General features: G+C 52.0%; 14 protein-coding genes. 4 read left to right on the top strand and 10 right to left on the bottom strand.

All coding sequences use genetic code 11. The features are described from left to right. Nucleotides 1–2: 2 nt before the first annotated feature. From nqrF to GWK09_RS02105, 3 genes are all read left to right on the top strand, one after another. Nucleotides 3–1,310 (top strand): NADH:ubiquinone reductase (Na(+)-transporting) subunit F, encoded by a 1,308-nt coding sequence (nqrF, locus tag GWK09_RS02115; protein WP_163691358.1) that lies wholly within the window; start codon nucleotides 3–5, stop codon nucleotides 1,308–1,310. A 61-nt stretch (nucleotides 1,311–1,371) separates the two neighbouring features. Continuing rightward, nucleotides 1,372–1,728, top strand: a complete 357-nt coding sequence (locus tag GWK09_RS02110) for a Na(+)-translocating NADH-quinone reductase subunit F (protein ID WP_163691357.1) — start codon at nucleotides 1,372–1,374, stop codon at nucleotides 1,726–1,728. Further along, on the top strand, nucleotides 1,706–2,737 hold the full coding sequence (locus tag GWK09_RS02105) for an FAD:protein FMN transferase (RefSeq protein WP_163691356.1): 1,032 nt from the start codon (nucleotides 1,706–1,708) through the stop codon (nucleotides 2,735–2,737). Before GWK09_RS02110 ends, GWK09_RS02105 begins: the two co-directional genes overlap by 23 nt. Here the strand turns inward: GWK09_RS02105 and GWK09_RS02100 are convergent, their stop codons facing one another. From GWK09_RS02100 to GWK09_RS14915, 9 genes are all read right to left on the bottom strand, one after another. Next, nucleotides 2,738–3,505 carry a class I SAM-dependent methyltransferase gene (locus GWK09_RS02100; protein WP_163691355.1) on the bottom strand — a complete coding sequence of 256 codons (768 nt, stop codon included), beginning with the start codon at nucleotides 3,503–3,505 and terminating at the stop codon, nucleotides 2,738–2,740. It abuts the gene before it with no gap. Between the two features lie 9 nt (nucleotides 3,506–3,514). Then, nucleotides 3,515–4,333, bottom strand: coding sequence for a type I methionyl aminopeptidase (map, locus tag GWK09_RS02095; RefSeq protein ID WP_163691354.1), 819 nt, complete (start codon nucleotides 4,331–4,333; stop codon nucleotides 3,515–3,517). Nucleotides 4,334–4,354: 21 nt separating this feature from the next. Beyond that, on the bottom strand, nucleotides 4,355–5,872 hold the full coding sequence (gpmI, locus tag GWK09_RS02090; protein ID WP_163691353.1) for a 2,3-bisphosphoglycerate-independent phosphoglycerate mutase: 1,518 nt from the start codon (nucleotides 5,870–5,872) through the stop codon (nucleotides 4,355–4,357). Between the two features lie 194 nt (nucleotides 5,873–6,066). Next, nucleotides 6,067–6,234, bottom strand: a complete 168-nt coding sequence (locus GWK09_RS14920; protein ID WP_204260346.1) for a DUF6747 family protein — start codon at nucleotides 6,232–6,234, stop codon at nucleotides 6,067–6,069. A gap of 119 nt (nucleotides 6,235–6,353) precedes the next feature. Next, the gene (locus tag GWK09_RS02085; RefSeq protein ID WP_163691352.1) at nucleotides 6,354–7,118 is read right to left on the bottom strand and encodes a M48 family metalloprotease; all 765 of its coding nucleotides are present in this window, start codon (nucleotides 7,116–7,118) and stop codon (nucleotides 6,354–6,356) included. Nucleotides 7,119–7,142: 24 nt separating this feature from the next. Next, nucleotides 7,143–7,877 carry a M15 family metallopeptidase gene (locus GWK09_RS02080; RefSeq protein WP_163691351.1) on the bottom strand — a complete coding sequence of 245 codons (735 nt, stop codon included), beginning with the start codon at nucleotides 7,875–7,877 and terminating at the stop codon, nucleotides 7,143–7,145. A gap of 139 nt (nucleotides 7,878–8,016) precedes the next feature. Further along, the gene (locus GWK09_RS02075; protein WP_163691350.1) at nucleotides 8,017–9,174 is read right to left on the bottom strand and encodes a gliding motility-associated C-terminal domain-containing protein; all 1,158 of its coding nucleotides are present in this window, start codon (nucleotides 9,172–9,174) and stop codon (nucleotides 8,017–8,019) included. Nucleotides 9,175–9,194: 20 nt separating this feature from the next. Further along, nucleotides 9,195–9,974 carry a hypothetical protein gene (locus GWK09_RS02070; RefSeq protein WP_163691349.1) on the bottom strand — a complete coding sequence of 260 codons (780 nt, stop codon included), beginning with the start codon at nucleotides 9,972–9,974 and terminating at the stop codon, nucleotides 9,195–9,197. A gap of 7 nt (nucleotides 9,975–9,981) precedes the next feature. Continuing rightward, nucleotides 9,982–10,404 carry a hypothetical protein gene (locus tag GWK09_RS14915; RefSeq protein WP_239530548.1) on the bottom strand — a complete coding sequence of 141 codons (423 nt, stop codon included), beginning with the start codon at nucleotides 10,402–10,404 and terminating at the stop codon, nucleotides 9,982–9,984. Nucleotides 10,405–10,442: 38 nt separating this feature from the next. Between GWK09_RS14915 and GWK09_RS15000 the strand changes: the two genes are divergently transcribed. Next, nucleotides 10,443–13,142 (top strand): hypothetical protein, encoded by a 2,700-nt coding sequence (locus tag GWK09_RS15000; protein ID WP_239530547.1) that lies wholly within the window; start codon nucleotides 10,443–10,445, stop codon nucleotides 13,140–13,142. Between the two features lie 507 nt (nucleotides 13,143–13,649). Here the strand turns inward: GWK09_RS15000 and GWK09_RS02060 are convergent. Then, the gene (locus GWK09_RS02060; protein ID WP_163691348.1) at nucleotides 13,650–14,795 is read right to left on the bottom strand and encodes a gliding motility-associated C-terminal domain-containing protein; all 1,146 of its coding nucleotides are present in this window, start codon (nucleotides 14,793–14,795) and stop codon (nucleotides 13,650–13,652) included. Between the last annotated feature and the right edge of the window lie 2 nt (nucleotides 14,796–14,797).

The following is a 14,797-nucleotide window of genomic DNA, read 5'->3' as shown; positions in this document are numbered from 1 at the left end:
GCATGTTTTTAGCTACAAGTACTCTTGGTACCATCCTGATCACGGTAATTGCCTTTATGGTCCTGCTTTTAATGCTGGTCGCACTGCTGCTCTTTACCAAGGAAAAATTATCGCCCTCGGGCCCGGTGACCATCACCATCAACGGGGAGAAAAAGATAGAGGTGGCCTCCGGGAACTCTCTCCTCTCCACCCTTGGGAACCAGAAAATCTTCCTTCCATCTGCCTGCGGTGGGGGAGGTACATGCATTCAGTGTGAGTGCCATGTGCTTTCCGGAGGAGGAGAGGCCCTGCCAACAGAAACTCCTCATTTTTCGAAAAAGGAGCTCAACGAAGGTGCCAGGCTGGCCTGTCAGGTAAAGGTGAAACAGGATATGAACATCACTATCCCGGAAGAGGTCTTCGGGATCAAGAAATGGGAAGGTACGGTCGTACGAAATTACAACGTGGCCTCCTTTATTAAGGAATTTGTAGTGGAGATCCCCGAGGATATGAACTACAAGGCCGGGGGGTATATACAGATCGAGATTCCACCCTGTGAGATCAAATACGCCGACATAGATATCACGGCACACCCGGAAGAGCACGAAACCCCGGATAAATTCAAGACCGAGTGGGACAAGTTCAACCTCTGGCCCCTGGTGATGAAAAATTCGGAAGTGGTGGAAAGGGCCTATTCCATGGCTTCTTACCCTGCAGAAGGCAGGGAGATCATGCTCAATGTCCGTATCGCAACCCCACCATGGGACCGTTCCAAGAATGGCTGGATGGATGTAAACCCGGGAGTGGCCTCCTCTTACATCTTCGCCCAGAAGAAGGGAGACAAGGTTACTATTTCCGGGCCTTACGGGGAATTCTTTATCAACGAGTCCGATGCGGAAATGCTGTATGTGGGCGGAGGGGCTGGTATGGCACCGATGAGGTCCCACCTCTACCACCTCTTCAAGACCCTGAAAACGAATCGAAAGGTCACCTACTGGTATGGAGGTCGATCCAAGAGAGAGCTTTTCTACATAGACCATTTCAAAAGGCTGGAAAAGGAATTTCCGAACTTCAAATTCTACATGGCCCTTTCAGAGCCCCTGGAGGAGGACAACTGGAAAGTGAAGGCGGATCTGGACAGTCCGGGGGACGGCTTTGTGGGCTTTATTCACAATTGTGTGATAGATAACTATCTCAGCAAGCATGATTCTCCCGAGGATATCGAACTCTATTTCTGTGGCCCGCCCCTGATGAACAAGGCGGTCCAGAAAATGGGAGAGGACTTTGGGATCCCGGATGAGAACATCCGATTCGACGATTTCGGAGGATAATCCAAAGACAAAAAAAAGAAAAACCGATATCCCAGTATATCGGTTTTTTTATCCTGTTAAAATGAAGGAACTCACGGAACAAGAATTGCACAACCTGGCAATGAACATTGTCGGGAAAGAACTCGAGGCCGATGGTTTCGAGTTCATGGGGATCAATAGCAAACTCAGGAAGAACCCCCAATTCGTCTGTCTTAAGAACAAGGAACTCCACTTTATCGTGGTCAGGAATATCCCCTATCCGGAGGATCCCGTAAATTACGATAAAGCCCTTATGGAGAAAGTTAAGGAACACGCTCTGAAGTTTGAGGCACGGACCTATTACGCAGGGGTGGGCATTTCGAATGCCTCAGACCGTAACAAGCCCGTCCTGCTCAATCAAGAATATCTGGTACACTATGAAGGCCTTATTGAAATTTAATTCTGTTGTAGCCGTACTGATCATCCTGGTGGTCAGCCTGGCCTCTTCCTGTGAGCCCGGAAAGGAAGATACTAAAAACCTCGCCCTGGGTGAAGCTTTGGGGACTACTTACTCCATTATCTATCTAACGGTTGATTCCCTGGATTTGCAGGAAAATATAGATTCCGTTTTCAGGGTGGTCAACCGGTCCATGTCTACCTATATCCCGGAATCTGACATTTCCAGGATCAACAGGGGGGATACCTCCGTCACAGTGGATGCTATGTTCAGGGAGGTACTCGACCTCTCACGGGAGGTGTATGGGAAGACCGATGGGTATTTCGATCCCACCGTGGGCATACTGGTCAATGCCTGGGGGTTCGGACCTTCAGAGGGGGGGATTACAGACAGCCTTCAAATTGCGGAACTGATGACCTACGTGGGCCTGGATAAGATCACCCTGACCCCGGACAACCGCATCCGCAAAGCGTATCCGGAGATGCAAATCGATTTCAATGCGATCGCCAAGGGATACGCCATAGACCGTCTGGCGGTAATGCTAGACAGCCACGGGATTGAGAATTACCTGGTGGAAGTGGGAGGAGAGATCGTGGCCAGGGGGACCAACACGCTCAAGGGCCAGCCCTGGGTCGTAGGCATCGATGATCCACAGGTGGAGGTAGGGCGAAGGCTTAAGCTCACCCTATTTCTGGAGAATGAGGCCCTGGCCTCATCCGGGAATTATCGGAAATTTCGGATCGATCCCGGTACAGGGGAGAAATACGTGCATACAATCGACCCAAAAACTGGTTTTACAAAAAGTTCGAATGTGCTCTCTGCCAGCGTGATAGGTCCTTCCTGTGCCATAGCCGACGCTTTTGCCACTGCTTTCATGGCCATGGATTTGGAGTCTTCCATACAGTACCTCGAAAAGGATAAAACCCTGGAGGCCTACATCATCTATCTCAACGAGGAAGGGGAGGTCAGTGAATTCTTTACCCCCGGATTCAGGGCGAAGGTGAGGGAATGATCAGGGTTTGCGAACCAGGGGGATCACTTCGTCCCTGTAAAGCCGGAATTTTTCAACTTCTGCAGTAGGTAATTTGGATGCATAGGCAACAGGTTCCACAGCAAAACCTGCGTCTTCCAGTTTTTTGAAATAATCCCGTCCGTAGATGCGGACATGGTCGTACTGCCCAAAGATCTCTGCCCTTTTCTTCCTGTCCGTGATACTGTCGTCCTCAAAGGTTGTCTCCCGGCTGAGATCCTGTGGGATCTGGAAAATACCCCACCCCCCCTTTTTCATGACCCTGTACAATTCCGACATGGCCTTTTTATCATCCGGTATATGTTCCAGGACATGGTTGCAAAGGATGACGTCAAAACTCCCATCATCAAAGGGGAGGTCACAAATGTCCGCCTTTACGTCGGCGAGTGGGGAATGGAGGTCCGTAGTGGTGTATTTTAAATGCTGAAGCCTTCTAAAACGCTTGTAAAATGCCTGTTCAGGGGCAAAATGCAGGACACTGTACGCGGTTTTGAATAAGTCAGTTTCCCGAACAAGGTACAGCCAAAGGAGCCTGTGCCTTTCCAGGGAGAGGGTAGAGGGGGAGAGTACGTTATCACGCGGGTTTTCATACCCGTACGGAAGGAATTTCCTGAAGCTCCTTCCATCAATGGGATCCGTATAGGTCTTTCCTTTGAGAAAGATAGAAAGCAGGGGTCTGGCCGCATAACTCATGCGTATGAGCAGGGGACGGGGAAATAACTTCAGTATGAGCGTAAAGACCTTTTTCACCCTCCTGGATTAGCCTTGAAGTTTGGTCGCCCGGAAGGGTTCTTCCTCTTCACTCTGGATCCCCAGGGCTTCGTATATATATTGAAAGGTAGAAAGGAGCTCCGGCCGTCCATTGACCAGGGCCACATCGTGCTCGAAATGAGCACTGGGCTTTCCGTCTGCCGTCAGGATCGTCCATCCGTCCCTCAGTTGTTTGATCCTTCGGGTACCCATGTTAACCATGGGTTCAATGGCTATCACCATGCCTTCCACGAACTTCTTTCCCCTGCCGCGCTTTCCGTAGTTGGGTATTTCCGGAGCCTCGTGGAGTTTCTTTCCTAAACCGTGTCCTACCAGTTCCCGGACGATTCCGTAGCCCTCCGCCTCGCAGTGTTGCTGTATGGCGTAGGCCACATCCCCGACCCGGTTACCGATCCTGAATTGTTCAATTCCCTTGTAAAGGGATTCCTTAGTCACCCTGAGCAATTTCCGGACCTCTTCGTCCACTTCCCCCACTTCGAAGGTATAGGCGTGGTCCCCGTAAAATCCATTTTTTAGGGAACCGCAATCCACAGAGAGGATATCCCCTTCCTCCAGAGGTGTATCGTTCGGGATGCCGTGTACTACCTGGGCATTCGGGCTGAGGTTAAGGGTGTTGGGGAAGTCGTACATCCCCAAAAAGCCGGGTTCTGCCCCATGGTCCCTGATAAATTCCTCTGCGAGCTTATCCAGGTACAGGCCTGTAACCCCGGGTTTGATCTCTCCGGCCAGCATCCCCAGTGTTTTGGAGACGATCAGCGCACTCTCGCGCATCAATTCGATTTCTTCCGCCGTCTTGACCTGTATCATATATGAATTTTCTGGAGAGTGTTATACAAGAGATTTTCGGGTCATGGCCGCAGGTTGTTCAATCCCCATCATATGGAGGATGGTGGGGGCGATATCACCGAGTACCCCATCTTTTACGGCTTTGATGTCTTGGTCTACCACTATCAGAGGAACGGGATTGGTGGTATGGGCCGTGTTTGGGCTGCCATCGGGGTTGATCATGGTATCACAGTTCCCGTGGTCCGCGATGATCAGAGTACTATACCCGTGTTTCAACCCTTCGCTGACTACTGCCTCTGCGCATTTATCCACGGTTTCAACGGCCTTGATGGCTGCTTCCATGATTCCTGTATGGCCCACCATGTCCGGATTTGCAAAATTCAGGCACACAAAATCAGCCTCCTCCTTCCTCAATTCCGCAATGATGGCATCCCGCACCTCATACGCGCTCATTTCGGGCTGTAGGTCGTAGGTGGCTACTTTAGGGGAAGGGCAAAGGAGCCGTTTTTCCCCTTCAAAAGGTTCTTCCCGCCCTCCGTTAAAGAAGAAGGTAACATGAGGATATTTTTCCGTCTCAGCAATGCGAATCTGTTTTTTTCCGGCTTTGGCAAGCACTTCGCCCAGGGTTTCCTGAAGGTTCTCCTTGTCGTACACCACCCTGATATTTTTAAAGGTGTCGTCGTAATTAGTCATAGTGACGTAGTACAGCTTCAGGGCCTTCATGTCCTGTTCAGGATGATCTTTCTGTGAAAGGACCTCGGTGAGTTCCCTTCCCCTGTCTGTCCTGAAATTGAAGAAGATCACGACATCATCTTCCTTCAGGGTGGTGAGGAGCTGGCCGTCATCTCCCGTTGCTACAATGGGTTTCAGGAATTCATCGGTGACCCCCTGGTCGTAACTCTTTTGTATGGTGGCGGGCACATCGGTGGTTTTTTCCCCTGTTCCCTTTACGATCAGGTCATAGGCAAGCTTGATCCTTTCCCAACGCTTGTCCCTGTCCATGGCGTAATACCTGCCGATCACGCTGGCCAGCTTCGCCTTTTTATCCTTGCAAAAAGTGTTGAGGTCTTGTAAGAATCCTTTGCCGCTTTTCGGATCCACGTCCCTTCCATCGGTAAAGGCGTGAACGAATACCCTGCTGAGGCCAAATTCCTCAGCTGCCGTGATCAGTCCTTTGAGGTGATCGATGTGGCTGTGGACACCTCCATCGCTCACCAGCCCAAGGAGGTGGACATTCTTGTCATTTTCCCGGGCATAGGTAAAAGCTTCCCTGATCACGGGCTCGTCCTTCATGGTATTCTCCCGTACGGCCTTGTTGATCTTGGCGAGGTCCTGGTACACAATTCTTCCGGCGCCCAGATTCATATGACCGACTTCGCTGTTGCCCATTTGCCCTTCTGGCAGGCCCACATTCATCCCATCGGTGAGCAGGTTGCTATTGGGATACTTTTTATAAAGGGATCTGACAAAAGGGATATCAGCCTGCTCTATGGCGGATACCTTGGGATCGGGTGATTTGCCCCATCCGTCAAGGATCATCAAGATGACTTTCTTATGCATTTGCGTAGATGTAATTCGATAGAACCCTCAAAAATAGCACGATTAAATGGGCTATACCACTTTAAGACCTGCTTTTTCTAAAAATACAAAAGGTGTTCCGGGAATTGGTGGTGGAGGTAAATATCAGGAAAGCCCCGGGCTTATGCCGGGGTCCTGAAACGTTCTATAACACCTGGTGTTCTCGTAAAAGGGTCCTAGAATTCGAAACCTGTAAAAGCCCTGTAGAAAAATGCGTAGAATGCCATCATAAGCATAATCGCGCAAAAAGCGGAATAGGCTTTTAGCAATAAGACCACATATTCCGGTTTGCAATCATCGAAGGCCTGCAGGTATAGATTCTTAAAGTGCGTAAGTGTTCCCATATAGTCTTAGTGTTCTACAAGCTATAAGGGTTAAATCGGGGGCAACATTTGACTTGGGAGAATTTCAAAGATAGAAAAAAAAGGACATGAACCTAATTTTGAAGGATGATTTATGCGAATTATCCGCCTCGGTACTTTTCGATAGATTCCCGTATCCTTTCGATCCGGTTGTCGGGGTCAGGATGGGTACTCTGGAATTCGGGAACCCGGTTGGGTCCTGCGGCCTGTTTAAGGATCTTCATGACCTCTATCATTTCTTCGGGATTATACCCCGATCTGATCATAAATCGCACGCCCAGGTCATCGCTTTCAAGCTCATCGCCCCTTCCATTCTTCAAAAGGGTATTCTGCCCGATGGCACCGACGATATTCCCTGCATCAGCACCCACCTGAGCTCCCATGCTGATGGTTTGCCAGTAGCTGCTTTCGGCAATTCTTTCTGCGGAGTGCCTCCCTATCACGTGTCCAATCTCGTGGCCCAGAACTCCTGCGAGTTGTGCTTCATTGAGTTTTGAGAAAAGGGCGTAGGTGATGAAGATCTGTCCCCCCGGAAGGGCAAAGGCATTGATGGTATTTTCATCTGCCAACAAGTGGAATTCGTATTCATAAGGGGTTTCCCGTGCAATACTGTTCTCCACCAGTTTGTCTCCCACGGCGTCCAAATAGGCCTGCATGCGATTATCGGGGTAGAGTCCGCCGTACTGCTGTGCGATCTGGGGCGTACTTTGGAGGCCGATAGCGATCTCCTGGTCTGCGGTCATATTGATATGCTGTACCCTGCCCGTATACGGGTTCTTTTCCTTGTTGCTACAACGCTGTACCATGGCAAAGGCCACGATGACCAGGCCGATAAATATCCGAAGTTTCCAATTCGCTCTTCTCATACCGGCGTTGTTGCAAAGTAAATTTTAGAGGAGGGTCTGATTGATGTCCAGAATATTGTCCCTGATATAGGTTTTGATGAAACCGGTGGTCAGGTACTCACTTCCCAAAAAGTCCTCTTCCACGAGGAGCTGCAAAATATTCTTCTTTCGAAATACTTCCAGCATGGGAACGGAGAGGGGGGCATAGCTGTAGTGCCAGGGCTCGTATTTAAAACCCCTGCGTTTCGGTTCTTTGGTGTACACCAGATAAAAACCATATTTATTGGCATTTATGTCCATCCAGGCTTTCAGATCGGCAAATGGGCCGCCTTCTTCAAATTTCGAAGGCACCAGTACATCGCCTTCGGTAGGTTTACTCCCGTCAATGATATCGATATCCGTACCCCAGTGGTGTCTGCTGGTACCCGGGATGGTGGAATACTCGATGATCTTGTCTATGGCTTCCAGGGGTTCCATACCGTCGTCCTCCGTAAATTGCAAATACTTCCGCTCGAAGATGGCGAGTTGGCGGTCGAAGCTTCGGAAACTGGATACGATCTGAATATCGATCCCATCCTGATAGGCTGCTTTTTTCATCTCCATAAAGGCGTCATAAGCTTCCTTCCGCAGGTTGACATCCTTCCCGAAGAGTTCGATATCGGCCTTGCCCATCAATTCTTCTATGGAATATTTTTCATCCTGTGCAAAAACTGCGGTGAGGCCGGAGAAGAGAACAATGAAACAAAGCCCGGTTGTATAATAGGATCGGATTTTTCCCATGGATTCGGAATGCTTTTAGGGAAGAAATGAACACCTTCCCGGTTATTGGACTCTAAATTAATACAATTTCAACAGTTTTGACCTCCCGGTTCGAAGGTATTAAGTCAAATCCGTATTTTATTTTGGTCAGGTTTCAGGCCTAGTTGGAAATGTAGAGATAGCCCTGGTGTTTCTGCCGGAGGTCGTGCATGGTCAGAATATAAAAATAGATCCCGGAAGCCAGGCCTCTGCCCCGTTGAATAGCCGATTCCCTGTTCGATTGCCCGTTGAAATCGTTCCGGTAGTTAGCCTTGGAATACACCAGTACACCGTAGCGATCAAAGATCTCCAGGAGGTTGTTTGGGGATTCTGCAATGCCTTCCAGCTCCAGCATGTCGTTGGTGCCATCCCCATTGGGGGTCATAAAGTAGTTGTCCAGATCCACGGTGTCATAGGTTTCCAGACGATCGTCATTTCCGCCAAGGGTCAGGATCTCGTAGTCGCTGGGCACGAATTCCTCGGAGGTTACTGAGCCGTAAGCCATCCCGCCTTCCACGGCAGAATTCCCCAGGTTTACCCACTGGTTCTCTGCTTTGCTCCATCCCACGACTTTGATATCGCTGAGGTATTCCCCCAGTGAACGCACATTGCTGTGCATGTCCCAGGTAAGGGTTACCCGAGAGGGCACATCGCTTTCCAGACGCCAGAATTCCCTGTCACTGACAGAGATAAAGTCGGTAGCTTTTCGGTTGGTCAGGAATGACTGGTTGAGTGTTTTGGAGTCATTGGGATCTTCGAAGAAATAGGCGCACTTGGCCATGGCGTTGATCGCTACAGATTCGATCGTCAGGGGCCGGAGTCGTTCCTCATTGCCGACGGGGAATACGAAAGTCGACTTATTGGTCATCCCCCCATACCCATCGATCTTGGAGGCGCTGCTTTCCCCTATGTAAAAGGCGTCGTCCAGAAAGTTGGAATAGACCGCTGTTCCTGACTTGGCAGTGCGGATATCACCGGTCACCAGGTTTACATTGTTGTTGACATTGACGGTAGTTTGAAGGTTCAGACCGGCGGGTACGTCAATTTCGGTATCGTAAAGGGTAGGGGCAAAGGCTCCGGAGATGGTCAGGGGCACATCATTGCCGTAGAAACCAACCAGTCCGGTTGTCTGTTCAAAGCTCCCGTCATTGACCAGGTCGAGATGGAAGCCGACCTCGGCGTTGTTGTGTATCTGTATCGCACCAAAATTATGTACAGAATCCTGGGCTCGGATGTTCCCGAAAAATAGAAGTGCTAATATGATAAGGCGATAATTCATCTTTTGTGTGAGATTCTCTTCTATCGATAAGCTGTATACATTATCAATAAAGCATCTGTATAATTATCTGTATTCACCGTAAATCCATCAGGGTTGAACTGAGTAATCCTGGCGGTAGTTAGGCCGAGGTTGTCCCCGTTCTGGTTCCCATATCGAATCCCTATGCAGTGCGAACTGGAGGCGTATCTAGATATATCATTAATGGAATTTCCGTGTCCCCCAACATAAATCACTTGGTGTGCAATGCTGCTTCCGTTATCACGGGCGAAACCATTCATGGATCCAAAAGAGTTTTCCAGTCCACGTTCATTGTTCCGGATCCCATTGTCGGCATCGAGATTGAAATCGTCCACATTGGCATGGGCCGAAAAGGTAATGCTGGTGGGTTGGAAAGGCAATCCCGAAATAGTCAGGTTGCCTGTGCCGTTTATCTGGAAAGCGCCTACATAGACACGGGGTAAATTATCTACATAGGATTTGTTTGTAGCATCCTGAGACCCCGTTGGATTGCCGAGATTTATTATTCTCTGACTTCCGGCGTCGTTCCCGGAGGCCAGGGCTTCCTGTAGGGTCTGATCATCCGTGCTACCGGGATCAGCCCTTTCCCATGAAGCACCGTTAAAAACATACATCCTTCCTTCCGTGGTATTGTACAACACCGCACCTCTTTCAGCTCCGGTTATCGTATTCATCTCAACTGTTGTAGCATTGATGAGTCCCAATAACAGGCCCGGGTCTATTTGAGCATTCAGGCTCAAACAGGTCAAAAAGGTGACTGCGTATATCAGGTTTCTGATCATAGATTCCTTATAAGTCCAACACGATGAACATGAATTCCGAATTATATCGGGATCGATTCGTTCCACCATTATCATTGTCGCCAATGATCACCTCAAAATTTGTCGAGGTTTGATTTTCATAGGCAATTCCCGGATCGTCATTTCCTGCGCCTCCACGACCGGGTTGAGTGAGCTGAATGATGTAATCTGCATCAGAAACGAGGCCGGCGGGTAAATTCACCCTGTAGTGCCCGTTCCCTGATAGCTTTGTTACGGTGATACCTGAAGTAGCTCTTATCACAGAACCATTGGAATCGATTTTCCCAAATGCCTTGATCGGGCTCTCATAGAACGCACCTCCATTGGCTCCTGTTGAGATACTGTTGTTGGCTTCTGAGCCCACAACATTGGCAGTCTGGGAGGTTGAATCCTCGTTTACATAAGTAATCACTCCTGTAGATGTATTCTGTGACAGGTTGGTCGTGATATTTGTTGCAGGATCCCCCTGAGGTCCCTGAGGTCCGGCTGGTCCTTGGGGCCCAACAGGTCCCTGCGGTCCCGGATCTCCCTGGGGTCCCTGAGCACCATCAGCGCCGTCAGCACCGTCAGCACCGTCAGCTCCTGCGGGTCCTTGGGGCCCTACGGGTCCAATCGGTCCTTGCGGTCCGAGATCTCCCTGTATTCCTTGTGGTCCTTGCGGTCCCGGATCTCCTTGCGGTCCCGGATCTCCTTGTGGTCCCTGAGCTCCATCAGCCCCTGCTGGTCCTTGTGGCCCTACCGGTCCTATTGGTCCCTGTGGCCCGGGATCTCCTTGTATTCCTTGCGGTCCTTGTGGTCCAGGATCCCCTTGTGGTCCTTGTGCGCCATCTGCACCGTCAGCCCCTGTGGGTCCCTGAGGTCCTACCGGTCCTATTGGTCCTTGCGGTCCCGGATCCCCTTGAGGTCCCTGAGCACCGTCAGCCCCGGCAGGTCCTTGCGGTCCCGGGTCACCTTGTATTCCTTGTGGCCCTTGCGGACCCGGATCTCCCTGCGGTCCCTGGGCACCGTCTGCTCCGTCAGCCCCTGCTGGACCTTGTGGTCCTGCTGGTCCAACTGGTCCCTGTGGCCCGGGATCTCCTTGTATTCCTTGCGGTCCCTGCGGACCGGGATCTCCTTGAGGTCCCTGAGCACCGTCTGCGCCGTCAGCTCCTGCGGGTCCTTGTGGCCCTGCTGGTCCTATCGGTCCTTGTGGACCGGGATCTCCTTGAGGTCCCTGAGCACCGTCTGCACCGTCAGCCCCTGCTGGACCTTGTGGTCCTACCGGTCCAACTGGTCCCTGTGGCCCGGGATCTCCTTGTATTCCTTGTGGTCCCTGGGCACCGTTTGCGCCGTCAGCTCCTGCGGGTCCCTGAGGTCCTACAGGTCCTATCGGTCCTTGTGGACCTGGATCTCCCTGTATTCCTTGTGGTCCTTGTGGTCCGGGATCTCCCTGTGGTCCCTGGGCACCGTCTGCACCGTCAGCACCTGCTGGTCCTTGTGGTCCTGCTGGTCCTATCGGTCCCTGCGGACCAGGATCTCCCTGTATTCCTTGTGGTCCCTGAGCGCCGTCAGCCCCGTCAGCCCCTGCGGGTCCCTGAGGTCCTACCGGTCCTATTGGTCCTTGTGGTCCGGGATCTCCCTGTGGTCCCTGAGCACCATCTGCACCGTTCGCTCCTGCAGGTCCTTGTGGTCCTGCTGGTCCTATCGGTCCCTGCGGACCAGGATCTCCCTGTATTCCTTGTGGTCCCTGAGCGCCGTCTGCACCGTCAGCCCCTGCTGGTCCTTGTGGTCCTACCGGTCCTATTGGTCCCTGTGGCCCCGGATCTCCTTGTATTCCTTGCGGTCCTTGTGGTCCGGGATCCCCTTGAGGTCCCTGAGCACCGTCAGCTCCTGCGGGTCCCTGCGGACCAGGATCCCCTTGAGGTCCCTGGGCACCGTCTGCACCGTCAGCCCCCGCGGGTCCTTGCGGTCCTGCTGGTCCAACTGGTCCTTGTGGTCCGGGATCTCCCTGCGGTCCCTGAGCACCATCTGCTCCGTCTGCACCGTCAGCTCCTGCGGGTCCTTGTGGCCCTTGCGGTCCAGGATCTCCCTGCGGTCCCTGAGCACCATCTGCTCCGTCTGCACCGTCAGCCCCCGCGGGTCCTTGCGGTCCTGCTGGTCCAACTGGTCCTTGTGGTCCGGGATCTCCCTGCGGGCCCTGGGCACCGTCAGCGCCATCCGCTCCTGCGGGTCCTTGCGGTCCTGCGGGTCCAACTGGTCCTTGTGGTCCGGGATCCCCTTGTGGTCCTTGTGCTCCATCTGCACCGTCAGCCCCTGCGGGTCCCTGAGGTCCTACCGGTCCTATTGGTCCCTGTGGACCGGGATCTCCTTGTATTCCTTGCGGTCCCTGCGGCCCCGGATCTCCCTGTATTCCTTGAGGTCCTTGAGGTCCTTGAGCACCGTCTGCTCCGTCAGCCCCTGCGGGTCCTATTGGTCCTTGCGGTCCTGGGTCTCCTTGTATTCCTTGTGGCCCTTGTGGTCCGGGATCTCCCTGTGGTCCGGGATCTCCTTGTATTCCTTGTGGTCCCTGCGGACCGGGATCCCCTTGTGGTCCTTGTGCGCCATCTGCACCGTCAGCCCCTGTGGGTCCCTGAGGTCCTACCGGTCCTATTGGTCCCTGTGGTCCGGGATCTCCCTGCGGTCCCTGGGCACCGTCTGCTCCGTCTGCACCGTCAGCTCCGGCGGGTCCCTGAGGTCCTACTGGTCCAACTAGTCCCTGTGGTCCCTGAGCACCATCAGCACCATCCGCTCCTGCGGGTCCTTGTGGCCCTGCGGGTCCCTGAGGTCCTACTGGTCCTATTGGTCCTTGCGGTCCTGGATCTCCTTGAATTCCTTGCGGTCCCTGCGGACCGGGATCTCCCTGTGGTCCCTGAGCACCGTCTGCTCCGTCAGCCCCTGCTGGACCTTGTGGCCCCGGATCTCCCTGTATTCCTTGCGGTCCCTGCGGCCCCGGATCTCCTTGTATTCCTTGGGGTCCCTGCGGACCGGGATCCCCTTGTGGTCCTTGTGCGCCATCTGCACCGTCAGCCCCTGCGGGTCCCTGAGGTCCTACCGGTCCTATTGGTCCTTGTGGTCCCGGATCCCCTTGAGGTCCTTGTGGCCCCTGAGGTCCTGTCAGATCCGAAGAGGTAAAGGAAGTGCCATCTGAATAATTGATCGTAAATGTACCGTTCCCGTTATCGGCAAAAGTGAATGTCCCCCGATTGGTGGTCCCATTGCAGAGGTCGGCCCACTGAGAACCGGTATAAAAAAATACGCAATCGTCCTCGGTGTTGTATACGAGGGCTCCCCTCAGGGGCTTAATTGCTTGCATCTGAGCCGTAGTCACACGGGTAAGTACAAAGGCCTTGGTGGTACTTTCCAGCTCGATGATGGAGGCCGAGTTGATTTGGTTGGGATTCTGCCCGATCTTTACCTGGGCAGAAAGCATGTGCCCGATAAAAAAGATCAGAAAGGGAAATAGGTATCTTGTATTCATCTTAAAACTTTAGCGCTTGTTTTAAAGTCTGATAAAAATAGCGCTGAAGCCCCTGCAGGCAGAATAATTGTTGTGTAGCTATGAAAAGCTGTGGTGAATGGAAAATTCGGCGGAGATCACCGAAAAATATGACTGTTCAGCGAGTAGGGAACAGCTTACAATCAGCGTTCCAGGAAGAGGAATCCCTGGAAATTGAGCCCCAGGTCATCCAGGGAAATGATGTAAAAGTAAAGACCTTCGGGCAAGCCTATATTCCGGTTCAGGACCATGTTATCCACATTGGAAATGCCCCTGAACTCATCCCTGTAATTGTCCATTTGAAAGACCTTTAATCCTCTGCGGTCGTAGATCTCCAACCGGTTGTTAGGCGACAGTTCCAGTTCCGGGATCTCCAGGAAGTCGTTGATGCCGTCTCCGTTAGGGGAGAGGTAGTAATCTTCCAGCGCCAGTAATTCTTCCGGTTCATCAGCACTGCCGAAGGTGAGGATCTCATAATCGTCCGGAATAAATGGGGCCGATCTTACGATCCCTTCAGCCAGGTCACCTGCCAGGCTTTCCCGACCGAGGTTCACCCACTGTGATGAGGCCTTGCTCCATCCCATAACGGTAATACTGTTGACGTCCGAAGTGAGTCCGGCCAGGTTGCTTCGCGCATTCCAGCTGAGGGTGACCCTGGAGAGCACTGAGCCTTCCAGACGCCAGAACTCAATGTTACTGACCCCAAAAATATCTCTGGGCTTTATTTCTGTGTTGAAACCCGGAAATGTGGACGGGTTGTTGGGATCCTCGAAAAAATAGGCGCAAAGAGCCATGCTATTGACCCAGTTTGAGTCAAGGATCAGCGGGCGTAGTTGCTCTCCATCGCCCACCGGGAAAGCAAAGTTCTGCTGTCCGCTCAGGGAGGTGTATCCATCTACTTTAGAATTGTCACTTGCCCCTGTAGAAAACGCATTCTGTAGGTAACTGTATGAAATGGAAGGGTTATTTCTGGGTGAAATAAAATCCCCGAGAAAAAAATCCGTGTTATTGGTTATAGCCAGAGAGGTATTGAGCAATACCCCACTGTTGTTAAAGATCTCCACATCGAACAGTACAGGGGTGAGGGCCCCTGAGACGGTGATCGGTTCGGAGCCGTAAAATCCGGCAAGTCCGCTGTTCTCGTCAAAAGGTCCGTCATTGATCAGGTCTGTATGGAAACCGATCTTCCCTTCCTCATGGATCCTGAGGTTCCCGCTATTATACAGGGCAGTTTGACCGAATGAAGCGATACTAAAAATAAAAATGAATATGTAGACCGTGTATTTCAATT

The organism is Muriicola jejuensis (genome assembly GCF_010671595.1).
GTDB lineage: Bacteria > Bacteroidota > Bacteroidia > Flavobacteriales > Flavobacteriaceae > Muriicola > Muriicola jejuensis.
This window is presented reverse-complemented; position numbering and strand designations above follow the sequence as displayed.